This window comes from Burkholderia singularis (genome assembly GCF_001718875.1).
GTDB classification, from domain to species: domain Bacteria; phylum Pseudomonadota; class Gammaproteobacteria; order Burkholderiales; family Burkholderiaceae; genus Burkholderia; species Burkholderia singularis.
Window position 1 is genome coordinate 283341 of record NZ_CP013448.1, and the last position, 25691, is coordinate 309031.

Here is a 25691-nt window from a genome sequence, read left to right on the forward strand (position 1 = left end):
AATAAAAGCGAGTCATGCAGGAACGGTTTCCAGCACGTATTGCGTCCTGATCGCGTCCATCGAGGCCAACACCTGGGCTTCGTTGCGCCCCTCGACGAGAAAGCGCCCGCCTTGCAGGTGCGTATAGCCGCCACCGGTATCGGTCAACATCTCGCCCGCCGCGGGAATCAGCTCGCGATACAGCCCCGGCACGCGCCCGACGAGCGAGCGGGCAATCACCACTTTGCGCGGCAGCGGCGCTGGCCGCGGAATCGTCAGCCAGCCGCCGCTCGTCGCAACGTTTCGCGGCGGCGATGACGAATTGCCCAGCACGACGTCGACCCACAGCCGGAACAGATTCACGCCGAACACGCGGTGCACGACGTATGGCACGTCGGCGCCCGGCACGCGCGCGCCGACTTCGAGAAAGATCAATTCGCCGTCCCGTTCGAACAATTCGAGATGAAATGCCGAGCCGCGCAGCCCGAGCGCTTGCACGCATGCCGCCGCGAACGCCCGGCACGCGGCCGTCACCGGCGATTCGGTCTGGATGACTGAGCCGAGCGGCACGCCCGCTTCGAATTCGAGACACGACGAGATATAACGGCTCACCGACATGAACACGCTCTGCCCGAATGCATCGACCACGCCGTCCACGTGCAGAATGTCGCCGTCGATGTACTCCTCGATCTCGAATCCTCGAAGCTCGCGCGTCTGCACAATACGGCGCCACGCATCGATCGACTCCACTTTCAGCACGCCTTTGCTCGATGCGCCCCGCACAGGCTTCAAAATCAGCGGAAATCCCAATTCGAGCGCGTGCGCATCGTTATCGCCCGCGCCATCCGCATCGCATGCAAACCAGGCCGGCACGCGAATGCCCGCCGCGTGCAGCAGGCGCTTCATTTCGGTCTTGTCGCGAAACCGGTCGACGTCGCCGGGGCGATGCCCCGGAATCCCGAAATGCGCTCTAACGGCCGCCGCCGCATCGAGCAAATACTCCGAGAATGCGAGCACGTGCGTAACCGGCCCGTGCAGGCTGATTACGCGTGCCACCCGTGCAATCACCTCGCCGATATCGTCGAAGCTCGCGACGGCATGCACGCGCCGCACATCCGCCGTAATCGGCACGCCGGTACGGCCCTCGTCGTCGCATAAATAGCTGACGTCGCAATCCGGCGGAATGATCTCGTCGTATCGGCAAAGCTCATGATCCCATTGCCGGGCGTTGCGGTACTGCGGCCATCGGTTCATCACCAGGACATGAGGCTTCATCGCATCCTCGTCACATTTTTTCCGTGGTCAGAGCGTGCGTGGCGTATCCGCTCGAGCGCGTGTGCAGCTCGTCGGCAAGCAGATGCTCGCCTTGCTGAAGCGCATAGAGCGAGTTGAAAGCCTTCTGTGTGATCGGCATCGGATAAACACCCGCTTCGCAAAGCGCGACCGAACGGCGTTGCCCGCGCAGCAGATAAGTTCCCGCTTCGTTGTGCGCGGCATGCGGCCCGTAGTAGATGGGCAGCGCGTCGGCCGCGCGATAAGCGGGAATGAAGCAGCGGCGATACCGCGCCGAGTGGTTCGGATCAGACCGGTGCAGCACTTTGCAATGCAGAAATACAACCGTGCCCGCACCGCCGGCCGCTGTCATCTCCGGGTATTGGGTCGGCAGATGCGCCAGGTCGACCTTGCCGCGAAAATGGCCGTTTTCCGTGTGGTCGTAGATCGACGCGCGATGCGAACCGGACAGCACCCGCAGGCACGCGTTATCCTCGGACGCGTCGTCCAGATAAATGAGGCACGCAATCAGCTTCGAATTCGTGTGCGGGTAATAAGAAAAATCCTGATGCCATTCGACCGGCGAGCCGACGCGCGGCCCCTTCATGTTGAGCTTGCTGTGATGGAAGACGATATCGGGCCCAATCAGCGATTCGAGCCGATCGACGAGGCGCGGGTCTTCCTGTACCGCACGGAAAGCGGCATGCCGCTTGGATGGCTGCCAGATGCGCCGGATGACGGTCGGATCGCTGGGCTCCAGCTCCGCGACTTCGCGCAGATCGCCGGCAGAACCGATAATCTCGTCGATCGCTGAGCGCATCGAGGCGATTGCTTCGGCGTCCAACAAATCTCGAACGACGAGGAAACCGTTCTCGCCGAACGCGGCCACTTCTTCATCGGAAAGGTGAAAGGACATGTCGGCCCTCGCTGGGTAATCGAATTTGACGGCGAATTTGCCGGCGAATTTGCCGGTCTCTCCGGCGCATTGCTTGTTTGCCGGAACCCATCGTATAGCCGTGCCAATCGGGTCGACAGCTAGACAAAGGTATAGCGTGCCGCCCAGCGCGCGTGGGGCAACGCTCGTTGTCGTTCGTTGCCCGAGGCCCTCATCGTCCGAATCCTCTCCTCTTCGTCCTGCCCGTTACCGCCCGACCATCGCCCCCATCACGCCATCCCGACGAATCAGTCCGTGATAGAGCGCCGCCGCGAAATGCGCGACGAACGTCACGAAAAACAGATAAGCGAGCCATCGATGCGCGAGCCGCAGCCACGCGAACCACACGGGATCGGCCGGCACGATCGCCGGCAAGCGCACGCCCTCGCCGAGCGTGACCGGATACCCGCCCGCCGACAACATCGCCCAGCCGATCATCGGCATCGCGATCATCAGCGCATACAGCACGAGATGCGACCCGTGCGCGGCGAACCGCTGCCATTCGGGCAAATCGCCCGGCAACGCGGGCGGCCGCCGGCGCAGCCGCACCGCGACGCGCACGCATGCGAGCACCAGCACCGCGATCCCGAGCGGCCGATGCAACGCAACCAACGCCGCATGCCGATGCGACACCGACGCCACCATCCCCACGCCGATAAACAGCATCGCGACGATCATCGCGGCCATCACCCAATGCAGCAGGCGTGCGAGCGGACTGAACACAGGTTTCATCATCGTTTCTCCGGAAGGGGGCGCGCAGCGCCGGGCACCCCGGCTTGCTCGCCGGTGCGGCGCAAATAGGAATCGGCATACGCGGCCGAACGCGCGGCGAGCAGCGGATCGCCCGATACGCGGATACCATCGGGCAGGATCGTCGGATCGTAATTGACGTCGCGGCACGGCCCGCTGTCCTGCGCCTGCGCGCGCTCGATCACGAGCGTGCCCGCGTCGATCGTCGCGCGCTCGTCGGGCCACGCGCGCGTCGCGTCGTCGACCGGATCGCCGGGCGCCGCCAGCGTGATCAGCAAACGCCAGCGCTGCGGGCCGGACGCCAGGCGTTGCAGCAAATCCCGCCGCAGTATGTCCGGATCGCCCGCGCGCACCGCATCGTTCGGCGCGCCCGGGCTGCGCGCATGACCGTCGCCCTTGTCACCCGTACCACCCGTATCGCTCGCGCCCCCCTTATCGCCCACGCCTGCCGTCCGCTCCGGCACGACGCGCCAGCGCGCCGCATGCCGGCCACCGTTTGCATCGACGAGATAAAACGCGTTCAGGCTGTAATACGTCTCGGTGACATAGCTCGCGCCCGGCCGTGCACGCTTCACCCACGCACGGAACGCGGCCGTCTCCGGGTGTGCGGCGAAGAATGCCGAGAGCTTCGCGGGATCGGGCTTGCCGGTGCGCGGATCGGGGCGGCTCGCGATCGTCTGCTCGTAGAACGCTTGCGGCGTCGCGACCGGGAATACCGGCATGCTGTTCATCCCGGTGCGCCATTGCTCGCCGTCCGGCGCGCTCAGACGCAGCGCGAGACTGCGAATCGGCACACTGCTGTCCGGCGCGTAGGGATTGCCGCCCGGCAGCGCGAAGCGGCCAACGACAGGCGTGCGCACCGCCGCGAAAAACGGCGCGATCGAATACGCGCTCGCCGCGCCGTTGCCTTCGAAATAACCCGTCACGCATATGCCTTTCGCGTGATTGCGCCGATACCCTGGGTGCAGGCCGCCATTGCGCTGCAACGCGTCCACGAGCCGCTCGGGCGTGAGCCGCTGCGGCGCGAGCCAACCGCCGGCGTAGCCGAACGCCGCCACGCACGCCGTCACCGCGCCGCCGATCAGCATCCAGCGCCATCGGCCGCGCGCTGCCGCGCGCCGTGACGAAGAAGACGAGGAAGAATCCGCCATCGCATGCGCTCCCGACCGCCAGGTCATGTGTCGAATGCGCGTAAGACGTCGCACCGCCCGGTCTATTCCATCGAAAATTTTTTTGTCAGCCACGGGGAATAAACTGCGTCGGCCGGCGTCATACGCGACGAACCCATGCCCGAGCCGGCTTTTCGCCTGCTGCCGCCCACCATGCCGCCTGCCGACGATCTAGACGAACAACTGCGCGAACTCCTGCCGAGATTGCGCCGCTTCGCGCTCTGGCTGACCCGCGACGTCCACAGCGCCGACGATCTCGTGCAGGCCTCGCTCGAGCGCGCGCTGTCGCGCTGGTCGCAGCGCCGTGACGATACGGCGCTGCGTAGCTGGCTCTTCACGATCCTGTACCGGCAATTTCTCGACGCGCGGCGCCGCGCGAAACGGCACGCGTGGATGCTCGGCCGTCTGCACGAGGACGACGAACCGCAATGGCCATCCGCCGAGCGCGAGGCAAGCGCCCGCGCGATGCTCACGGCCTTCGGCCGCCTCTGCGACGAGCAGCGCAGCCTGCTGCTGCTCGTCGCGGTCGAAGGCTTCAGCTATCAGGAAGTCGCCGATCTGCTCGGCGTGCCGATCGGCACCGTGATGTCGCGCCTGTCCCGAGCGCGCCAGGCGCTGCGCGGCCTGTGCGACGGCGAGCCCTCTGCTCCTTCGCTGCGATTGATGAAATGAAGCTCCCTCCCGACGAACACGACTTGCATGCCTATGTCGACGGCTGGCTCGACGAAGCCGAGCGCGCCGCCGTCGAGCGCTATCTCGCGCGCGACCCGGAGCGTGCGGCGCAGGTGCACCGCTGGCAACAGGACGCGCAGCGGCTGCGCGCGGCGCTCGCGAGCCTGCCGCCGCCGCCCGCGAATCCGGCGCTCGACCCCGCGGCGCTGCGCGCGCGCCGCGCCGAGCGCGCGCGGGCGCGCTTCGCGCTGGCGGCGTCGCTCGTGCTCTGCGTGGGGATCGGCACGCTCGGCGGCTGGCACGCGCATCGCTTGACGGGCACGCCCGCCGCGCCGATGAGCGATGCGCTCGAGGCTTATAAGCTGATAGTGGTCGAGCGCAGCGCGCGGATCGACTTCCCTTCACGCCGGCCGGCCGATCTGCAAGCGTGGCTCGAAGCGCGCGTGGGCTCGGCCGTGAAGCTGCCCGATCTGAGCGGCGCGGGTTTCCGGCCGGTCGGCGGCCGCCTGTTCGCGACCGAGCGCGGCGCGGCGGCGATGGTGCTGTACGAGGATGCGCACGGCCGAACGCTGAGCTTCTACGTGCGCCCGCCGGAATCCGCGCATCGGCTGCTCGCGGCCGGCCAACGCATCGACGGCGGGCTGCTGGCGCGCTACGGATCGTCGCACGGTTTCAACTACGCGATCGTCGGGCGCGCGGGCAGCCTCGACGAAACCGCCGTGGCGCGCGCGCTCGACGCGCAGATCTGACCCGAAACCGGCCGCCGGCGCCCGTGCGCGCCGCCCGGCGATCATCACCAACCGATCCGACCTAACGGCATCGCCATTTCATTCGCCTTGAAATATTACACATAATGAAATATAAATAGATTTTGTGTAATCACCTTTTCCCCCTTTTCGTTTCCGCGGCCACGCGGCAACCTGGCGCCCGATGCTGCAACCTCCCGCGAAACACCTGATCCTTGATTTACTCGTCGCGAAAAACGGCGAGCCGCTGCAAGTGCGCGAGGCGATCATCGCGTGCCGGCTGTTCGGCCTGACCGAGAACAGCGTGCGCGTCGCGCTGGCACGGCTCGCGGCTGAATCGCTGGTCGAAAGCACCGAGCGCGGCAGCTACCGGATCGGCTCGTCGGCCGCCGAGCTATCCGAGGAGCTGAGCGCGTGGCGCACGGTCGAAACGCGGCTGCGGCGCTGGAGCGGCGCGTATCTGATGGTGTCGTGCCTGCCGCTCGGCCGCGTCGATCGCACCGCGCTCGCGCGCCGCGAGCGCGCGTTGCGCATGCTCGGCTTTCGCGAATGGGACCGCAGCCTCTATGTGCGTCCGGACAACATTGAAGCGAACGTCGATGCGGTGCGGCGGCGTCTCGTGAAGCTCGGCGTGGAGACGTCGGCGGCCGTGTTCGTCGCGGGCGGGTTCGACGCCGATCAGGAGGCGCGCATCCGCGCGCTCTGGGATGGTCACACGCTGACCGACACGTACCGCACGCTCGGCCACCAGCTCAACGACTGGCTCGCGCGCGCGCCGGGGTTGGATCTCGATATCGCCGCGCGCGAAGCGTTCCTGCTCGGCGGCCGGGCAATCCGGCAGGTCGTGTTCGATCCGCTGCTGCCCGAGCCGTTCGTCGATTGCGACGCGCGCAGCGCGTTCATCGCCTGTACGCGCCGCTACGTTGCGACGGGGCATCGAATCTGGCGGGCGCTGTTCGACAGCGAGCGGCTGGAGCCGGCCGCGCCGCGCGATGCGCCGGCGCGCGCCACGGCCGATGCGTTGTCCTAGCGCGCCACGCGCGAGGAGCCGCTGAAATGACAGACAAAACCCGTGCCCGCGAAGTCTTCAGCCACGAGGAGATCCGCTCGCTGACCGCCCGCTCGGATTGGCGCGGCGCATGGGCCGTCGGCTCGACGTGGGGCGTGATCGCGCTCGCTTTCGCGGGCCTCGCCTATGCGCGCGCGCATTTTGCGCCGTGGGGCTTCGCGCTCGCACTGGCGGCCGGCATGACCGTCATCGCCGGACGCCAGCTTTGCCTGGGCATCCTGCAACATGACGCAGCACACGGCACGCTGTTCGGCACGCGCTGGGCCAACGACGTGCTCGCCGATTGGCTATGCGCGCGCCCGGTGTGGAACGAACTGCGCAAATACCGTCCTTACCACCTGATGCATCACGCGGCCACATCGTCGCGCGCCGATCCGGACCTGTCGTTGATCGCCGGCCTGCCGACGACGCGCGCGTCGCTCGCGCGCAAGTTTTTGCGCGATATCTCCGGCGTCTCGGGCGTCAAGTTCGTAGCCGGGCGCGTGCTGATGGACGCGGGCGTGCTCAAGTGGTCGCTGACGAACGACATCGAACGCCTGCCGCAAGCGGGCCGGCGCGTGCGGGATTATCCGCTCGCGTTCATCACGAACGCGGCCGGCATGCTCGCGACCAACGGCATCCTGTTCGGCGTGCTGTGGGCGTGCGCTCATCCGTGGCTGTACGGCGTGTGGGTGCTGTCGTATCTGACGCCGTTTCCGCTTTTTATCCGGATCCGCTCGATGGCCGAGCATGCGTGTGTCGAAACCTGCGACGATCCGCTACGCAACACCCGCACGACCCGCGCCGGCTGGCTCGCACGTCTGACGGTCGCGCCGCTGCACGTGAATTACCATGCCGAGCATCACTTGATGGCATCTGTCCCATATTTTCGGCTCGCGCGCATGCATCGGCTGCTGCGCGAACGCGGCCGCGCCGCTGCGCCGCCGTCGTACTGGCAAGTATTGAAGACGGTCAGCACGAAGACCGCGCCGGTTTGACGCGCGGCCCGTCCGGCGCGCCGCCCTCGCCCGATTCCCCGCCCGTCGACGCAGTTTGAATTGATCCACAGCGCACTTTCTGTTCCGCGTCGGACAATTTCCGTCATAGTGAAATCCTGACCTCTCATTCGAGCAACCGAGATATGTCCGAGGAAAATCGCAACGGCCAGGCGGCCGAATTCGATTACATCGTGATCGGCGGCGGGTCGGCCGGTTGCGTCGTCACGCACCGGCTCGTCCATGCCGGGCACCGCGTCCTGCTGCTCGAGGCCGGCCCGCCCGACAATTCGTTCTTCGTCCAGACGCCCGCCACCTTCGTGCGCGTGATTGGCACGAAACGAACCTGGATCTACGAAACCGAGCCGCAGCAGCACGCGGCCGGCCGCCGAATGTACGTGCCGCAGGGCCGCACGCTGGGCGGCGGCAGTTCGGTCAACGCGATGGTCTACATTCGCGGCACGCCCGCCGATTACGACGCGTGGCGCGACGCCGGCTGCGACGGCTGGGGCTGGGACGACGTGCTGCCGTTCTTTCGCCGCGCCGAGCGCAACCAACGGCTCGCGGGGCCGCTGCACGGCGTCGACGGCCCGCTGCACGTCAGCGACACGCGCTTTCGCCATCCGCTCAGCCTCGCATTCGTCAAGGGCGCGCAGGAATTCGGACTGCCCTACAACGACGATTTCAACGGCGCGTCACAGGCGGGCGTGGGCTTTTATCAGACGACCACCTTCGACGGCCGGCGCGGCAGCACCGCGGCAACGTACCTTGCCGCCGTCAAGCACAACCCGCGCTTGACGATCGAAACCGACGCGTTCGTCACGCAAATCGTATTCGACAACGGCGCGGCGGTAGGCGTGCGCTACGTCGCGCGCGATGGCGAAAAGCGGCTCGCCCGCGCGCGCGCGGAAATCGTGCTCAGCGCGGGCGCGCTCGCGAGCCCGAAGCTTCTGATGCTCTCCGGCGTCGGCCCGGCCAGCCAGTTGCGGCAGCATGGCATTGCGGTCGTACACGACGCCCCGCAGGTCGGGCTCAATTTCCAGGACCATCTCGAATTGTCGCTGTACGGCCGCACGCGCGAGCCCGTCAGCCTCGCCGGTCAGGACCGCGGACTCAACGCAGTGCGCCACGGCCTTCAGTACACGTTGTTCCATACCGGCTTGCTGACGTCGAATGTCGTCGAAAGCGGCGGATTCGCCGATACGGCGGGCTGCGGGCGCCCCGACGTGCAATTTCACGTGTTGCCGGTGCTTGTCGGCGATGTGGGGCGCGAGCCGCTCGCCGGGCATGGCATCTCGATCAATCCGTGCTTTCTGCGGCCCAAGTCGCGCGGCACCGTGCGGCTGCGCAGCGCCGATCCGCATGCGCCCATCCTGTTCGACGGCAATTTCCTCAGTCATCCGGACGATTATTCGACGCTGGTGCGCGGCTTCGAGATGGCGCGGGACATCCTGCGCATGCCGTCGATGACGAAAGTGATCGCGGGCGAGATGCTGCCGAGCGATGGCGGCCGCTTCGATCTCGACGCCTATGTCCGCTCGCACGCGAAAACCGTCTATCACCCGTCCGGCACATGCCGCATGGGTGGCGATTCCGAGTCGGTCGTCGATCCGCAACTGCGCGTGCGCGGCGTGCGCGGGCTGCGGATTTGCGACGCGTCGGTCATGCCGACGCTGGTGTCCGGCAACACGAACGCGCCGACCATCATGATCGCCGAGCGCTGCGCGCAATTCATGCTTTCGCCCGCCGATGCAACGGCATCCGCGAGCGCGGGCCGTTCGGCAAGCCTCCCGCCAAGCGAGGCGCACAGCGCCCCGATCGCGAACCAGCCGGCCGATTCGCTGCTTCGCGCCCTGTCCCGCGCGCCATCCCACGGCTTATCGCAGACCGTCCGTCCGGACGATGCACAACCCATTTGAGGAATCCCGCATGCGTACCCCCTATCAAATCGTCGCCGACCACTACGCTGCGTCCGACCGGCGCGACCCCGCCGCCATGATGGCCGACATCGCGCCAACGATCGCATGGACCGAGATGGCCGGCTTCCCTTGCGCGGGCACTTACCACAGCAAGGAAGAAATCGTGCGCAACGTGTTCGAGCGTCTCGGCAACGATTGGGATAACTACACGTTCAAGCTCGACGCGCTTCACGACGCCGGCGACACCGTGATCGGCATCGGCCGTTATTCGGGCACCTACAAGCAGACCGGCAAATCGTTCGAATGCCGCGTGGCGCACGTGTGGCGCGTCGAGGCCGGACAGATCGTGGGCTTCGAGCAATTCACCGACACGCTGCTCGTCGCGCAGGCGATGCAGCGCTGAGCGCGCCGCCGCGCCGTTCGATTCGACATGAGGCTTTCATGAATCTGTCCGACCTTTCCACCCAATATCAACGTCGATCGGAATTTCTCGCACGCCGCACGTTCGGCAACTGGATCGACGGCCGCATCTGCGAGCCGCGCTCGGGCCGCTATCTGAGCGTCGTCGATCCCGCAACCGAGAAGACGATCGCACAGGCTGCCGCAAGCGATGCGCGCGACGTCGATGCGGCCGTTGCCGCCGCGCGGCGCGCATTCGATTCGGGCGACTGGCCGCGGATGCGTCCTGCGGACCGCGAAAAGCTGCTATATCGATTCGCTGAGCTGATCGAGCGCCATGCTGACGAACTCGCTGCAATCGAAACGCTCGAAACCGGCAAGCTCGTCGGCATCGCGCGCGCGATCGACGTGCAAGGCGGCGCCGAATTCGTTCGCTACATGGCGGGCTGGGCAACGAAGATCGAAGGCTCGACCCTCGACACGTCGATCGCGGTGCCGGCCGGCACCGAGTATTTCGCGTACACGCGGCGCGAAGCGCTCGGCGTCGTCGGCGCAATCGTGCCGTGGAATTTTCCGCTCGCCATCGCCCTGTGGAAAGTGGCGACGGCGCTGGCGTGCGGCTGTACGGTCGTGCTCAAACCGTCGGAGGAAACGCCGCTCACCGCGCTGTACGCCGCCGAACTTGCGCAGCAGGCCGGGCTGCCGGCGGGCGTGCTGAACGTCGTGACGGGCACGGGCGCGGAGGCGGGCGCCGCGCTCGTTGCGCATCCCGGCGTCGACAAGATCACGTTCACGGGATCGGTCGGCGCCGGCAAGACCATCGGCCACGCGGCGCTCGACCGGCTCGCGCGCTTTACGCTGGAGCTGGGCGGCAAATCCCCGCTGATCGTTCTTGACGACGCGGACCCCGACGCCGCCGCGCGCGGCGCCGCACAAGGCATCTTCTTCAACCAGGGGCAGGTCTGCACGGCCGGCTCGCGCGTCTACGTGCAGAAACGGCTCTACGAGCGCGTGGTCAGCGGCATCGCGGCGGCAGCCGAATCGATGAAGATCGGCTCGGGGTTCGATCCGGACGTGCAGATCGGCGCGCTCGTATCGAAACCGCACTTCGAGCGCGTGCTCGCTCACGTCGACGCGGCCCGCGAAGAAGGCGCAACGCTCGTCACGGGCGGCACGCGCGCGCTCGACAGCGGCTATTTCGTCAAGCCGACGGTGTTCGTCAATGCAACGCCGTCGATGCGGATCGTGCGCGAAGAAGTATTCGGCCCGGTGGTGACCGTCACGCCGTTCGATACGGTCGACGAAGCGCTGCGGCTCGCAAACGACACCGATTTCGGGCTCGCGGCGAGCGTGTGGTCGCAAAACCTGTCACTCGTGCATCGTATCGTGCCGCGCCTGAAGGCAGGCATCGTATGGGTCAACGCGCACAACATGCTCGACAGCAACCTGCCGTTCGGCGGCTTCAAGCAATCGGGCTACGGCCGCGAACTCGGCCGCGCGGCGCTCGAACAGTTCACCGAATTGAAATCGGTGTGCATCGCGCATTGATCGCGCCTCGAGGCAACGCAACCGCGGCGGCACCGGCCTGGCGCCGCCGCGCGGCCGTCGAAGCCCGTCAGGCCAGCGCACGCTGCCGCACGAATTCGCGCGGCGTCATCCCGTAACGCTGCTTGAAACTGCGGCAGAAATGCGCGCCGCTGCTGAAGCCCCAGCTAAGCGCGATCTCCAGGATCGCCGGCTTCGCCGTGCGTGCGGCGGCCAGCATTTCCCGGCAGCGTTCGAGCCGGCTCGACCAGATATAACGGTCGATCGTCACACCCTCTTCCTCGAAGATCCGGTGCAGATATCGCTTCGAGCAGCGCAACTCGCGTGCGATCCGCTCGATCGACAAATCGGCGTCGGCAAGGTGCCCGTGGATGTATTGCTTGACGCGCATGCGCAGCACGGCAGGCAGCGTCACGTGTGCGCCGCGCGCGTCGCGCTGCGCGGCGAGCGCCGAGACGAGAAGCCCCAGAATCGTTTCGGATAACGCAATGCCTGTCGTCCCCGGCAGCGCGGGCAATTGCTCGGACAGCGACACGAGAAACGACGACAGCAGCGAAAACAGCCCTTTCAACTCGAACTCGTGCACGTTGGACGTGTGCAGGCCGGTGGGCGCGACACCGCTCAACTGCTTGCGCGGAATCTGAATCACGAGTTGCTCGACGTGCGTAAGATTCGACAGACAATACGGCATGCGCGGATCGTACAGGCTCCAATCGCCTTCGCACAGCCGGACGAGCTTGCCGTGCTGCTCGATCTCGCTGACACCGCTCAATTGCAACAACAGCTTGAAGTAGTCCGAACCATGATCGTGCAACGCCCCAACGGGACGCACGATCCGGTGCGCGGGCGCGGAAATCTGGAACACGCGCATCGAGCCGACTTCGTATTGGCGCAGCTGCGCGTCGAACACGTCGTCGTCGCAACATGCATCGAGTCCGCCGAAATAATGCGTGACGACCCGTCCCCAAGCCGGACCACGCGACGCGGGCACCTCACCCGACGTCGTGAAGAATCTGCCATTCACTATGCGCTCCTTGCGGGAACGCGTGCAGCCATGCGGCAACCGGCGCCTGCGCCTTCCCGAATATAGTTAGCATATTAAATATATGCGAGCGGCAGCATCCGGTTTACTCCGGAATACGGCACCGGCTCATTGCGCTCGATTGCGCACCGGTTTGCGGCCTCGTCTGGCCGGCTTAAAAGCGCGTCAACATGCCGATGCGCGCGAGAAATTGCGAGCGCGTGCTCGATTGCGCATCCGGCCCCATCACGCCATTGATCCACGCATACGCGCCAGCACCGCCGCCCGCATACTGATAAACGCCTTCGACATAGGCAGACGTGCGCTTGGACAACGCATACTGGACAGCCGTCGTGACTTGGTGGGCATAGTTGCGCTCGAGCTGCGCGTTGCCTTTCATATACTCATAATTCGCGCCGATCGTCCATGGCGCGGCGACATAGCTCGCGCCGGCCTGGATCGCGTCGATCGCTGCGCCCGTCAACGTGTTGCGCGTATTCGTATAGAGCAGGTTCAGATCGAGCGACGACATCGTGTAGCGCGCGCCGAGCCCCCAGTTGCGCAGGCCGTCATGTCCATTGTTCATTTGGGGATATTTCACCTCGACATAAGCCGCGCCGAGCGATACCGCTCCCGCCTCGTACCGGATGCCCGCGCTTACCGTGCTGTTCGCCGACAATCCGCCACCCGCCTGGTTGCCGAACCCGTACAGCGCGCCGAACACGAGGCCGCCGAGGTTCGCGCTCGTGTACTTGACGGCGTTCGGTACGCGGACCGAGCCTGCCAGCCGGTCGAAGTCGAACGAACCGGTCGGGTTGTCAGGAATCCCAAGCTTGGCGAACGGCCCTTGGCGGAAATTGTAGAGGCCGCCGTAGCGGAACGCGCCGTCGAACGAGCCGAAGGTCAGCGTATCGATCATGAAATCGTATTGCTGACCGAACGTGACGCTGCCGAGCCGCGTGCTCTTCAAACCCACGAACGCAGTGCGCGAAAACATCGAACCGGCCGTGGGCAACGCCGCACCGTTGCCGAGCATGTATTGCGACGTCAACTCGAAGATCGCCGTCACGTCGCCGCCGAGCGCCTCGGTTCCCTTCAAGCTCCATAGATTCGGCACCGCGATGCCGTCGTCGAAATACAGGCTGCGCTTGCCGGCCTTGTTCGATATAAAGGACACGCCCGCATCGACGAGGCCGGACAGCGTCACGCCGCCGTCGGATGCGTGCGCGCTCGTCATGACGGCCAGGCTGGCCGCCGTCATTGCATACTTTTTCATCGCCGTCTCCACCAGAAATATTGTTATGGGCCTCGCGCCGGACGCGGCGGTGCCGATAGCTCGCGACGAGTGTGTGGCAGCAGGCGGCGCGCATCTTTTCCGAACGCGCACAAAAACTAGCCCGACGATGCACTCAATCGTCTGCTCTATGCTCTGGGGAACGAATCGAAGAAAACGGGCGTGATATCGCACGCTGCGGCAAAAGCCGCACCAGCGCCGCGCGCAAGCGCGCGGCTAAAACGGCAACGTGCGAATGAAACGGCGCAAATGCTTATGAAACGTCGCGCTCATCCGTCGTCGCGGACCAAAGATCGTCCACGGTGCGCGCCCGCAGGTAGCGCACCGGATTGCCGGCCTGCTCCAGCGCCCGGAAATGCACCGCGGCGCACTGGATCTTGCGACGCTCGTTCGTATGCAAATCGCCGTCGGCAAGGCCGCCCTTCGTGTCCACCACGAAATAGAGCCGCGATGCCTCGCCGTCGCCGCCGGCCGTCACCACCGCCCAATCCGGGTGATAGTTGCCAAGCGGCGTCGGGATCTTGAACCAGCCGGGCAGTTTCGCATACAGCTCGACTGCGGCGTCGCGCTCGAGCGCGTCGACGAATGCGAACTCGGCTGCCGAATCGCATCGCACGTCGGCGTGGATCGATTTCGCCGCCTCGCATCGCAGGTCCTTCAGATAACCGGTCAACGGCTCGTCCTCGAACAGTGACAGCGCATGCACGTGCCGCTCGCCGAGCAATTTGTATTCGATACCGTCGACGAGCGCATCGCGCTTGCAGCGCTCCAGCGTATCGGCGACGAGTTCGATGAAGCGCTGCGGATTGCGCGGAAATTCGTCGAGCCGGCCGCTTTCGATCAACACCGTCGCAATCGTGCGCCGCGTAAGCTGCGTGCGGTCCTGCAGCTCCGTCAGCAAATCCGGCAGAGCGATGTCGCCTTCGTCGATCAAGATTGCGCCCGCATTCTCCGTCTCGATTGCCTCGATGCCCGCCGCCTCGATCGCAATATCGGCCTTACGCCATTGCAGCCGGGCACGTGCGACGGCGGGCGCGGCCCGCAGCGCGGCGACGCAACGCTCGATCAGGCGCGCGTTGTCGAAATTCACGCGGTAGGCCGTCCGGTATTGAATCCGCGCCCACAGTGCGCGAAACGCGTCGCTAAGATAAACGGCCTTGCCGTTTTGATCGCGACGCAACGCGATATCGCGGCGCTCGTCGGCGTTGCGCACGTCGAGCCGGCCCGCGAGCTTGCGCAGCATATCGACGATGAGCGTGCGCTGCGCGTCGAATGCGTCCGGCAGCGGCAGTGCGCGCAGCTTGAGCGCGGCCCGCAACGTATCCTGCACCCTGCCGCGCGCATCGAGATAGCCCGCGCCCGCCAGATACGTCCACAGCGCGTTCGAGCGCTCGCTGCCGAGCGGCTGCACGCTGCCGTCCTCGGCCACCACGGGCAGCGCGGCGAACTGATTCACGTCGACGATACCGAAACGAATGCCAGTATCGGCCTCGATTTCCTTTTGCAAATGCTCGGCAAACTGCTCATAGCTTTCGCCCGCGATCACCGTCAGCGTATTGATGCCAAAGCCGCGCACCCGCTCGCCGCGCTGATTGACGGCCAGACGCAACCCGCGCCCGATCGTCTGCCGCCGTTCGCGCTCGCTGTGGATGTCGCGCAGCGTGCAGATCTGGAAGACGTTCGGATTGTCCCAGCCCTCTTTGAGCGCCGAATGCGAGAAGATGAACTTCAGCGGCGTATCGAATGACAGCAGCCGCTCCTTGTCCTTCATGATGAGGCCGTATGCGCGCTCGGCGTTCTCGCGGCTGCTGGCGGTCTTGTCGTTGGTATCGGTCCAGCCGCCCTTTTTGTCGATCGAGAAATAGCCGTCGTGCACGGCTTCGGCGGCGCTGGCGGGATCGATGCCGTCGAACAGCGAGCGATACGCGGGCATGTGTGCCGCGCGACGATACTCGTCCTCGAAAATCAGTGCGTAATCACCCTTCTCCGGCTGGCCGTTCGCGTCGTACTTGCGATAGTTGGCCACCGAGTCGACAAAGAACAGCGACAGCACTTTCACGCCGAGCGGCTTCAAGCGCAGCTCCTTGTCGAGGTGCTCGCGAATCGTGCGGCGGATCATCTCGCGCTGGATCGCCAGCGCCTGGACGTCGCCATACGCGTCACCGACCGACAAAAACGCCGTGCCGCCCGGATAGCGCAGCTCCAGATATTCGGCGCCTCTTGCCGCGTGAATCTCGCCGATCCTGAAATTCGCGTAGACCGCGCGCTTCGCGACCCGTTCGAGATCGTCGCCGTCGACGAGGGTGAGCGTCTGCCTGCGCACGCCGCCATCGGGCGTGGCCACATCGAGTTCGGCGCGCGCGGTGATCGCACCGCGCCGGTTGCTGATCGACAGCACGCGCACGAACGGCTTGTTGTGCGCATCCTCCACGCTCGCCGACGCGATCTCGATCTGCTTGACCAGCCGGCGCTCGTAAGCGTCGATCGCATCGAGCCGGTACACCATCTGATACTTGTCGGCGTGCGTGGCCGAATAGCGCAGCGTGCAAAGCGGCTGCATCGCATCCAGCGCTTCCTTGCCGCGCCCCTCCAGGCCGCCGTCGACGCTTTGCGGCTCATCGACGATCACGATCGGCCGCGTCGCGCGAATCAGGTCGATCGGCTTTTCTCCGCCGGTCTTTTCGCTTTCCTTATAAAGTACGTTGACGTCCTTCTTGTTGATCGCGGCAACCGTGACGATCATGATCTGCACCGTCGACTTCGATGCGAAGCCGCGCACATCACCGAGCCTCGTCGAATCGTAGACGAAATAGTCAAACGGCACGCCGGCATACAAGCCGCTGAAATGCCGCTCGGTCATCTCCAGCGTTTTGTGCACGCCCTCCTTGATCGCCACCGACGGCACGACGATCACGAATTTCGTGAAATCGTAGCGCCGGTGCAGTTCGAAGATCGTGCGCAAGTAAACATAGGTCTTGCCCGTGCCCGTCTCCATTTCGACGGTGAAATCGTTCGAGCGCGGCGTGCCGGACGGCGGCAAACCGTTGCGCGCCTGCACGTGCGCGAGATTTTCGGCAAGCGCGCGCGCATCGAGCATCAGACGATTGCCGACACCGAGCGCCGACTCGGTCATCCCGAGCGACATTTGCGGCGTCGCGCGCCGCGGCGCGCGCGGCGCCGCCGTCACGCTGAACGCCGCATCGCACACTTGCTGGCCGCGAAACAGGCCGCATACCGCTTCGACCGCTTCGAGCTGATAGTCGAGATCCGACTCGAAATGCAACTGCATAATCAACCTTCGTGTTGTGCGTCGTGGCCGCGTGCCTGCATCAGAGGCTCCGGATGCGTTTCACGCCATGCTGTTCGAGAATTGCCGACAAGTTCACCTTCGCGACATCGTCGACGAAGCTGCTGTCGCGAAACACGCAAGTCACGTCGCGGGCAAACAGCGGGCCCGCGTCCATCGCGCCGATCAGCTCGCCGATGCCTTCGCCGAGCGCGTCGGTATCCGCGCGGGAAATCGGCGCATCGAAGCACGCGACGATCGCATCGTCGATCAGGTGAACCGTCTTGCCGGCGATCGTCTGCGTGTCGATGCGCGCGCACAGGTCCAGGCCGAGTTTCAGCATCAGTTCGGCCAGCAAATCTTCATCGGAGCGGTTCGGCTTCACATGCTCGACCGCCGCGAGCAGCGATTGCTGCACGTCGTCGCTGTACGGGTCCCATTCGGCGACGTTCGTCGAATCCAGCTTGAACACGCGAAAGCCGAGATCGGCGCGCCTGCCCGGATATTCGGCCGCGATCAGCTTTGCCGCGCGCCGTATCCGCTCCTTGGTCAACTCGGCAAGATTCAGCGGCACGCCAAGCGCCGCGCAAAAATCGGCCGCGGCCTTTTGATCTTTGTTGCCGGCATCGAGCGGCTCCGGCAACTGCACGAGCAGATAGCGGCGCTGGCCGCCGTCGGCCGCGTTGAGCGCCATCACCGCATGCGCCGTCGTGCCGGAGCCGCCGAAGAAGTCGACGATCAGATCGTCGCGCTGCGCGAACCAGTCGATGATCGACGCGGCGAATTCGACCGGCTTGGGCAAATCGAACGGAATCCCAAGCGATTTGAGCAACATGTCGTCCGAGCCGCCGAACGGCAGGATCGACGGCACGTTCTCGTGCATGTTCTCGTCGAGAAAATAAATCCGCTGCGGCTGCGTGGTTTCGTCGGCACCGAATTCGATGAGCCCTTTGTCGAGCAGCATCTGCATCGTCGCCGGCGGATTGCGCCAGCCACGTTCGGGCACCGCGCACGGCTTGCCCGTGACCGGATGCACGAGCGGCACGAAGTATTCGTCGGGAGCTTTCTTCTTGTTTGGCCACGCCATCGACACGAGCCGGTACACGCGGCCGTCCGCCGAAATACGGTCATACATCGCCTCGCCGCCGGACAATGTCGTCTGCGACCTCACCCAGCTCCGGTACGCCGCGTTCGCGTCGTCCCGGCTCGCCGCGCTCGCCACCGCGCTCGCCGCCGCGTCGAGCATGCGCTGCGCGTTGCGTTTGGGCCGTTTGAGCGGCGAGCGGGCGAACAGCAACTGCGCGTTGCGCGCGAACAGCACGATCGATTCGTGCTGGTACGCGATTCCGCGCGCATCGCCCTTCGGATTGCGTTTGTCCCACACCGCAACGCCCAGTTCGTTCTCCTCGCCAAAAATCTCGCGCATCACGAGCACGAGCGCGTGCAGCTCATGCTCGTCGATATGCACGACGATCGCGCCGTCTTCCGCCAGCAGATCGCGCGCAAGCTTCAGGCGCGGGTAGATCATGTTCAGCCAGTCGGTATGGAAACGGCCGTTCGCCTCGGTGTTGCTGCTGATCTTCGCGCCGCCCGTCGTCTGTCCGGTCAATTCGAGATAGTGGCGCAGGCTGTCGGCGAAATGATCCGAGTAGACGAAGTCCTTGCCGGTGTTGTACGGCGGATCGATATAGATCAGCTTGACCTTGCCGGCATAGCTCTTTTGCAGCAGCTTCAATACTTCGAGGTTGTCGCCCTCGATCATCAGATTGCGCGTCGAAGCCCATTCGGCGCTTTCGCGCGGACTCGGGCGCAGCGTGCCCGTCGAAGGCGTGAGCGCGAGCCGGCGCGCGCGGCGCTTGCCGTGCCAGTTCAGCCCGAATTTCTCGTCCGCGTCGGTCAGCGCGGGCGCGCCAACGAGCGCCGCGAGCGCATCGAGATCGACCGCCGCGCCATCCGGCCCTTCGGTGACCACTTCCGGAAACAGCGCCTTCAGCCGCTCGACGTTTGCGGACACGAGATCCGCGGATTGCGCCTCCGGGCTCGCCGCATCGAGTTTTTGCATCATCCTTCCCATCAATTGCTCGTCTTCGTGCCGGCGCGGCGGGCGCGCGGCAAACAAAGAGCCCGGCTCGAGCCGGGCTGCCAAAGGCCGCATTATCTCGCAGGAGAACGAGCGAACGAAACAGGAGAGATGAAACGCGCGGCGCGCGGGCGCGCCCGCGCATGCTTCGGGGCGAATCAGAACCGCGTGCGGATGCCCGACGTCAGTTCGACCTGATTGCGCGCGCCATACGTCGACGCGACGGTGTAACCGCCATGCAGCCGCATGTAGTCGCCCGCGAGATAGACCTCGGTGCGCTTGGACAGGTGATAGAACACCGATCCGTACAGCGTCTCTTTATAGCCGTTGCCGACGCCTGACGTCAGGCTGAAAGCGCCGAGGTTCGCGTTCGGGATGTCGCCGTCGCTGTTGTACGCGGCGTTGTGCACGCGCATCTGCTGATAGCCCAGCTCGTAGTCGAGCGGCCCCTTCGGCGCGAGCTTGAACGACACGGTCCACGCGTTGTCCTGGCGCTGGCCCAGCGCACCCTGATTGCCGAGATAGCGGAAATAGCCGGCGTTCACGCGGAAAATATCGAACGTGTAGTTGCCGCCGACCGAAAACGACTTGTTCGAGAAGCCGTCATGATTCACGTGACTGAAAAAGCCCGATACGTTGAACGGCCCACCGTTGTAGCCAAGCGCGACCTGCCAAGTCGAATTCAGTCCGAAGCTGGTCGAATTGCTGAACGCGTAGCCCGCGCTCGCAAAAATGCCGTTGCTGAACAGTTTCTTCCACGCGAGGCCGTTGCTGTAGCGCGTACCCGTCGCACCGGCCGCGTAGAAGATCATTTGCTTGAAGTTGTTCGCGTTGGTCCAGCCGCCTTCCTCCGTGGTCAGCTTCGCCGAACCATACGCGTCGCCGTAGATCGCCGACGCGTCGCGCGCGATCGTATTCTGAAAGCCGGCGGTGAACTTGCCGAGCGTGTCGTTTTCGATGCCGACCCACGCATCGCGATCGAAAATCTGGCCCGGGTCCTCCATGTTGCCGTCGGCGGCCGTGTATTCGCTTTCGAGCCGGAAGATCACCTTCGTGCCGCCGCCGATGTCCTCCGCGCCCTTCAAGCCCCAGCGGCTGCCACTGAACCAGGGCTCGCCGTGCAGTCCCATGCCGATCATATGGTTGCCGTTCGCGTTCGCGTGCGACTGATACGTCAGCGCGCTGAGATCGATCAGCCCGTAAAGCTGGACGCTCGACTGCGCATATGCGTGCGGTGTCGCGCACGCCGCCGCCGCGACGGAAATTGCCAGGTATTGTCGTTTCAAGATCGTCTCCTCCTGTATCGGGGTGAGCGAGATTCGTTTGGACTGCGCAGATTCGATCCCGCACTGGTCGCACGACACGCATCGCGCGACCTTGCCATCGTAGTCGGCGCAATCCTTCGCGCCGCTTTCGCGCGAAAGCCGGTTGTCTCGGGATAAACACGGAAGGAGCCGCATGCGCGGATGCGCATGCGATCGATGGACGTTATGCGGATGCTTCCTTCGTCCGAAGAATGTAGCCGAGCCCGCGCAGCGTGATGATCTGCGCCAGCGAACCCGTCAGGTGCTTGCGCAGCCGGTGGATGTAGATGTCGATCGCGTCGGCGCTCGGTTCGTCGTCGAGATCGTAGATGCTGTCCATCAGCCGCGCCTTCGATACCGTCTTGCCTTGCTGCAGCATCAGCGCCTCGAGGATCGCGTGCTCGCGACGGCGCAGCGTGAGCGGCGCGCCGTTGCACTGAAACTCGCGCGTCGCGAAGCGGTACAGCAGATCGCCGCAGGCAAGCTGCGTCGCGCCAACGCCGCATTGCCGCCGGATCAGTGCGCGGATCCGCGCAACCAGCTCGCGCGATTCAAACGGCTTCACGACATAATCATCCGCACCGGCGCTGAAGCAGTCGACCTTGTCGTCGATCGAGCCATGCGCGGTCAGCATCAGCACGGGCACGTTGTCGCCTCGGCGGCGCAGGCGTGCGAGCAGTTCCTTGCCGCTCATGCCGGGCAATCGCATGTCGAGCAGCAGCGCATCGTAGCGCTGCGCGTTCAATACCGTGTCCGCGCTTTCGCCGTCCGGTGCCGAATCGACGCCGAAGCCCTCGCCGCGCAGCAGATCGACGATCCAGTGCGCAAGCTCCGCATTGTCTTCCACGAGCAGCAGTTTCATTGGATTTTTCTCAATTGCGGTAGGCAGGCAGACGCACGATCATCCTGACGCCGCGATTGCCGGGCCCGGATTCAAGCGCGACCGTACCGCCATGCGAATGCGCGATCTCGTCGACGATCGCGAGCCCCAGGCCCGTGCCCCCCTCGTCGCGCGCGACGCGGTAGAAACGCTCGAACACGTGCGGCCGCGCTTCGGCCGGAATGCCCGGCCCGTTGTCGGCAACGTCGAGCACGATCGATTCGCCGTCGCGGCGCGCGCTCACCGTCACGCAGCCGCCTTCGTGCGTGTAGCGCACCGCGTTGTCGACGAGGTTCATCAACAGCGCCGACAGCAACCTTTCGCTCCCCGCGACGTACAGCCTGCCGTCGTCGAGCGCGGCGCCGAGATCGATGCGCCGCCGCTCGGCGAGCACGATCGCCTCTTCGAGCACGCCCGACACCACGGCCGCGACGTCGACGCGCGCGTTGAGCCGCGCGGGCGATGCCGCCTCGGCATGCGCGAGCAACAGCAGCTTGTCGGTTACGTCGGCCATCTTGCGGCTGCTGCGCTGCATCGACGCGACGAGCCCGACCAGCGCGGCCGGGTCGTGCTCGCGCTGCAACGCGCATTGGAGCTGCGTATCGATCACCGCGATCGGCGTGCGCAACTGGTGTGCCGCGTCGGCGATGAAGCGCCGCTGCGTCGCCGCGTGCAGATTGAGCCGCGCAATGCATTGATTGATCGCATCGACGATCGGCCGCAGCTCGAAATGCAAGCGCTCGGAGTGAATCGGCTCAAGCTCCATCGGCCCACGGTCCGCGACGTCGTTCTTCAGCTTGATCAACGGCCGCAGTTCGAACGTGAGCCCCAGATAGGCAAGCGCCATCGCGAGCGCAAGCATCGCCATGAGCTTCAGCAATTGCGGCCGCCAGATCGCGGCGAGCATCATCCGGCGCGATTCCTGTGTCTTGCCGACGACCACCGTCACCGTTTCCGTACGGCCTTCGTTGTACAGCTCGCGCGTCGCCGCGACCGCGCGGATCGGCGCGCCGGCGAACGTCGTGTCGAACAGCGCCGGCTGCTCGCCGGGCACGGGCCGCGCGGCCGGCCAATCGAGCGCGGGATTGCCGGCGAGCAGGCGGCCGTCTTCCGTTCGGACCATGTAGTACACATGATCGTGCGCCGGCGATTCGAACAGCTCCAGCGCGACGGGAGGCACGTCGGCGACGAGCGCGCCGTTCGCCCATTCGACGTCTTCGACGATCGCGCGCGCCGACGCGACGAGCGCGCTGTCCTGCACCAGATCGGCGGTCGTGCGCGCGGTGCCATAAGCCATCGCGCCCGCGATCGAGACGAAAACGGCGAGCGGCAGCAGCAGCCACCAGAGCAGCCGGCCGCGCAGGCTGTGCGACATGCCCGGTATCTCCAAACCCTGGAGCGATACGGCGCGCCACGCGCCATATCGCCACGAATATCGTTATGGTCTGAACTTCAGAACGACGCAGGCCGCCACTTCAAGAGCCGCTTCTCGAGCCGAGTCAGTAGAAAGTCGGCGGCAAGCGCCACGACGGCAAGCACGATCATCGCGGCAAACACGCCGCTCGCGTTGAACGCGCCCTGAGCCGTGGAGATTAGCAAACCGATACCCTGCTTGGAACCCAGAAATTCCCCAACCACCGCGCCGACGAGCGCGAAGCCGAAACTCACGTGCAGGCTCGCCAAAATCCAGCTCAGCGCGGACGGAATCACCACGGCGGTGGTGATCTGCCGGCGCGACGCGCCGAGGATCTGCGCGTTGGCGATCAGATAGCGGTCGGCCTCGCGCACGCCTTGAAACGCGTTGCCGAACACGACGAAGAACACCATGACGACGGCGAGCGCGATCTTCGACGCCATCCCAAGCCCCAGCGCGATCACGAACACCGAGCCGAGCACGACGCGCGGAATCGAATTCGCAATCTGGATGTAAAGGCCGAACACGTCGGCGAGCAGCTTGTTGCGGCCGAGCACGATCCCGCAGAACACACCGGCGACCGAGCCGATCAGAAAGCCCGCGATCGTCTCCTCAAGCGTCACCCAAACCTGCAACAGCAGCGGCCCCTGCGACGTGCCGTTGACGAACCAGTCCACAATCTGCGCGGCGATCAGCGACGGCATCGAGAAAAAGAACGGATCGATCCATTTGAGCCGCCCGGCCAGTTCCCAGCCGCCCAATGCGGCGACGAGCACCGCGATGCGCAGCCCGACGATCAGCATGCGCCGCTGGCGCAGCCGGCGCTGCGCGGCGCGCGATTCGTCTTCGAGCGACGGGGAGGGGCGAAGCGGCGGCGAAAGCGTCATGTCAGTCATGCTCCAATCCTTTGTCATTCAGCCGATCTGCACTTCTTCGCGCAGGTCATGCCAGATATCTTTCGAGATTTCGATGAAACGCGGCTCATAGCGCACCTCCGACGTGACCCGCGGGCGTGGCAGATCGATGTCGTACACGCGCTTGAGCGTCGCCGGGCGCGACGTCAGCACGAACACGCGGTCGGCGAGGGCGATCGCCTCTTCGAGATCGTGCGTGACGAACACGACCGAGCCCTTGTTCGCCGACCAAAGCTGCAACAGCTCGTCCTGCATCAGTGTGCGCGTCTGCATGTCGAGCGCCGAGAACGGTTCGTCCATCAGCAGGATTTCCGGCTGGTTGATGAACGTCTGCGCGAGCGCGACGCGCTTGCGCATCCCGCCCGAAAGTTGATGCGGGTAATGCTTCGCGAATTTGCCGAGCCCGACGCGGCGAATCCATTCTTCCGCGTCGGCATAGGCGGATGCCTTCGAGCGGCCGCGAAAGAGCGGGCCGGCCGCGACGTTGTCGAGCACGTTGCGCCACGGAAATACCGCGTCGGCCTGGAACACGAAGCCGATCCGCGGATCGATGCCGTCGACCGGCCGTCCCATCACGCGCACCTCGCCCGAGACCGGTTTCAGGAGGCCCGTGATCAAATTGAGCGTCGTCGACTTGCCGCAGCCCGTCGGGCCGACGATCGCGACGAACTCGCCGCGCGCGACCGACATCGTGAAATCGCGCAGCGCGACGGTCGCATGACCGTCCGTCGAGATGAAACGGCACGACACGTTGCGAAACTCGATCGCCGGCGCGTTCGCCGCATGAGGTTGATTCATCGCTATCGTCCTGCATCGAAGCCGGCGCTGCGCGAACCGCGCCGGCAGCTTGAAGTTCGGGCCAGCGCGCCGGCCCGCCGGATCATGTTCGCCGCGCTCACTTCGCGCTGACGAACTCGTTCGTATACGTCTTCGACAGATCGATATGCTTGCCCTTCACCGACGGGTTGAACGCGGACAACACCTTCAATACCGTCGCCGGACCATCCGCGGGCATCTTGCCGTCGGCCGTGTACATCGGCAGCGACGCCTTCAGCGCGTTCACGTAAAGCGCCTTGTCCTTCTGATAATCGGCGGGCATCTTCGCGGCGATCTCGTCCGCGCTGTGCGAGTGAATGAATTGCATTGTCTTCGCGAACGCGTGCGCGAGCTTCGTCGCCTGCGCCTTGTGCGTGTCGGCCCACGCGGACTGCACGTACAGGCTGGACGCCGGATACGTACCGCCGAGCGCCGCACGCGTGCCGTCGAGCGTGCGCATGTCGACGAGCACCTTCGCATCGCCCGCTTTTTCGAGCGCCGACACCGTGGGCTCGGTCGTCATCCCCGCATCGATGCGCCCTTGCTTGATCGCCGCAATGAAGCTCGCGTCGGCGCCGACGGGCAGCATCGTGTATTGGTTCGACGCGATTCCTTTCTGTTGCGCGAGGTACTGCGTGAGAAAGCTCGTCGACGAGCCGAGGCCCGTCACGCCGAGCGTCTTGCCCTTCACGTCGGCCATCGATTTGATCGAATCCGCCGCCTTCGTCGCGACCATCTCGACTTCTCCCGGCACCTGCCCGAACACGATGATCGCCTTCACGTCCTTGCCCTTGCTTTGCAGATCGATCGTATGGTCGTAGAAGCCGACGACCGCCTGCACCGCGCCCGCGAGCAATTCGTTCTCCGCATCGACGCCCGCCGGCTGCGACAGCAGCTCGACATCGAGCCCTTGCTCCTTGAAGTAGCCGAGTTCCTGCGTGAGGCGCGCAGGCAGGTAGATCAATTTCGTGATGCCGCCCACCATGATCGTGATCTTGCCGCCGTCGTCGGCGGCAAGGGCGGCGGGAGAAGCGAGGCCTGCGCCCAGGCCGACCGCGAGCGCGGCGAGGCTGAACGCACGAGCACGAAGAGGAAAGCGCATCGGGAGTCTCCAATGTTGTCTGTTTGTGGCGAGCGACGCGTGGCGCATCGTCGGGACGAGTATAGGAAGCCGAAGCCTTCTGCGAGCTTTCGCGGCAGTTGCTTTCTCTTAGGGGTTTTCCAGCAAGACGGGAGCGGGGTAGACGCGGGTTC

At 65.2% G+C, this 25691-nt stretch carries 20 protein-coding genes and 1 pseudogene; 7 read left to right on the top strand and 14 right to left on the bottom strand.

Annotated features, from left to right (window positions below):
* Positions 1 to 12 precede the first annotated feature (12 nt).
* The 4 genes from AQ611_RS01325 to AQ611_RS01340 all read right to left on the bottom strand — a co-directional run bounded on the left by AQ611_RS01325 (position 13) and on the right by AQ611_RS01340 (position 4086).
* On the bottom strand, positions 13 to 1254 hold the full coding sequence (locus tag AQ611_RS01325) for an ATP-grasp domain-containing protein (RefSeq protein ID WP_069233536.1): 1242 nt from the start codon (positions 1252 to 1254) through the stop codon (positions 13 to 15).
* A gap of 10 nt (positions 1255 to 1264) precedes the next feature.
* A complete protein-coding gene (locus AQ611_RS01330; protein ID WP_059517139.1) occupies positions 1265 to 2167 on the bottom strand; it encodes a phytanoyl-CoA dioxygenase family protein in 903 nt (300 codons plus the stop codon).
* A 225-nt stretch (positions 2168 to 2392) separates the two neighbouring features.
* On the bottom strand, positions 2393 to 2920 hold the full coding sequence (locus AQ611_RS01335) for a cytochrome b (RefSeq protein ID WP_069233537.1): 528 nt from the start codon (positions 2918 to 2920) through the stop codon (positions 2393 to 2395).
* Positions 2917 to 4086 (bottom strand): catalase family peroxidase, encoded by a 1170-nt coding sequence (locus AQ611_RS01340; protein WP_069233538.1) that lies wholly within the window; start codon positions 4084 to 4086, stop codon positions 2917 to 2919. Before AQ611_RS01340 ends, AQ611_RS01335 begins: the two co-directional genes overlap by 4 nt.
* A 171-nt stretch (positions 4087 to 4257) precedes the next feature.
* On the opposite strand from AQ611_RS01340, the gene AQ611_RS01345 reads away from it, so the two are divergent.
* From AQ611_RS01345 to AQ611_RS01375, 7 genes and pseudogenes are all read left to right on the top strand, one after another.
* Positions 4258 to 4776: an RNA polymerase sigma factor gene (locus AQ611_RS01345; RefSeq protein WP_069233539.1), complete on the top strand. Its 519-nt coding sequence runs from the start codon at positions 4258 to 4260 to the stop codon at positions 4774 to 4776.
* Entirely contained in the window at positions 4773 to 5525 is a 753-nt protein-coding gene (locus AQ611_RS01350) for an anti-sigma factor family protein (RefSeq protein WP_069233540.1), read from the top strand. Before AQ611_RS01345 ends, AQ611_RS01350 begins: the two co-directional genes overlap by 4 nt.
* A gap of 181 nt (positions 5526 to 5706) precedes the next feature.
* Positions 5707 to 6552 carry a PaaX family transcriptional regulator C-terminal domain-containing protein gene (locus AQ611_RS01355; RefSeq protein WP_059517131.1) on the top strand — a complete coding sequence of 282 codons (846 nt, stop codon included), beginning with the start codon at positions 5707 to 5709 and terminating at the stop codon, positions 6550 to 6552.
* Between the two features lie 26 nt (positions 6553 to 6578).
* Positions 6579 to 7568 (top strand): fatty acid desaturase family protein, encoded by a 990-nt coding sequence (locus tag AQ611_RS01360; RefSeq protein WP_069233541.1) that lies wholly within the window; start codon positions 6579 to 6581, stop codon positions 7566 to 7568.
* Positions 7569 to 7711: 143 nt separating this feature from the next.
* Positions 7712 to 9376 (top strand): annotated as a pseudogene (locus AQ611_RS01365) (GMC family oxidoreductase); the annotation flags it as partial.
* 118 nt (positions 9377 to 9494) lie between these two features.
* Positions 9495 to 9887, top strand: coding sequence for a nuclear transport factor 2 family protein (locus tag AQ611_RS01370; protein ID WP_059517127.1), 393 nt, complete (start codon positions 9495 to 9497; stop codon positions 9885 to 9887).
* A 38-nt stretch (positions 9888 to 9925) separates the two neighbouring features.
* The gene (locus AQ611_RS01375; protein ID WP_059517125.1) at positions 9926 to 11431 is read left to right on the top strand and encodes an aldehyde dehydrogenase family protein; all 1506 of its coding nucleotides are present in this window, start codon (positions 9926 to 9928) and stop codon (positions 11429 to 11431) included.
* 67 nt (positions 11432 to 11498) lie between these two features.
* Here the strand turns inward: AQ611_RS01375 and AQ611_RS01380 are convergent, their stop codons facing one another.
* From AQ611_RS01380 to AQ611_RS01425, 10 genes are all read right to left on the bottom strand, one after another.
* On the bottom strand, positions 11499 to 12455 hold the full coding sequence (locus AQ611_RS01380) for an AraC-like ligand-binding domain-containing protein (RefSeq protein ID WP_059517921.1): 957 nt from the start codon (positions 12453 to 12455) through the stop codon (positions 11499 to 11501).
* A 169-nt stretch (positions 12456 to 12624) separates the two neighbouring features.
* Positions 12625 to 13725 (bottom strand): porin, encoded by a 1101-nt coding sequence (locus AQ611_RS01385; RefSeq protein ID WP_069233542.1) that lies wholly within the window; start codon positions 13723 to 13725, stop codon positions 12625 to 12627.
* Between the two features lie 271 nt (positions 13726 to 13996).
* On the bottom strand, positions 13997 to 17032 hold the full coding sequence (locus tag AQ611_RS01390) for a type III restriction-modification system endonuclease (RefSeq protein ID WP_069233543.1): 3036 nt from the start codon (positions 17030 to 17032) through the stop codon (positions 13997 to 13999).
* A 40-nt stretch (positions 17033 to 17072) separates the two neighbouring features.
* Positions 17073 to 19094 (bottom strand): site-specific DNA-methyltransferase, encoded by a 2022-nt coding sequence (locus AQ611_RS01395; RefSeq protein WP_069235083.1) that lies wholly within the window; start codon positions 19092 to 19094, stop codon positions 17073 to 17075.
* A gap of 173 nt (positions 19095 to 19267) precedes the next feature.
* Positions 19268 to 20395 carry a porin gene (locus tag AQ611_RS01400; protein ID WP_069235084.1) on the bottom strand — a complete coding sequence of 376 codons (1128 nt, stop codon included), beginning with the start codon at positions 20393 to 20395 and terminating at the stop codon, positions 19268 to 19270.
* A 202-nt stretch (positions 20396 to 20597) separates the two neighbouring features.
* Positions 20598 to 21275: a response regulator gene (locus AQ611_RS01405; RefSeq protein WP_059517121.1), complete on the bottom strand. Its 678-nt coding sequence runs from the start codon at positions 21273 to 21275 to the stop codon at positions 20598 to 20600.
* 10 nt (positions 21276 to 21285) lie between these two features.
* A complete protein-coding gene (locus AQ611_RS01410) occupies positions 21286 to 22668 on the bottom strand; it encodes a sensor histidine kinase (protein ID WP_069233544.1) in 1383 nt (460 codons plus the stop codon).
* A 77-nt stretch (positions 22669 to 22745) separates the two neighbouring features.
* Complete coding sequence (locus AQ611_RS01415) at positions 22746 to 23594, bottom strand: ABC transporter permease (RefSeq protein WP_059517117.1); 849 nt, start codon at positions 23592 to 23594, stop codon at positions 22746 to 22748.
* Between the two features lie 27 nt (positions 23595 to 23621).
* Positions 23622 to 24419 carry an ABC transporter ATP-binding protein gene (locus AQ611_RS01420; RefSeq protein ID WP_069233545.1) on the bottom strand — a complete coding sequence of 266 codons (798 nt, stop codon included), beginning with the start codon at positions 24417 to 24419 and terminating at the stop codon, positions 23622 to 23624.
* 97 nt (positions 24420 to 24516) lie between these two features.
* Positions 24517 to 25539 carry an ABC transporter substrate-binding protein gene (locus AQ611_RS01425; RefSeq protein ID WP_069233546.1) on the bottom strand — a complete coding sequence of 341 codons (1023 nt, stop codon included), beginning with the start codon at positions 25537 to 25539 and terminating at the stop codon, positions 24517 to 24519.
* Positions 25540 to 25691 lie beyond the last annotated feature (152 nt).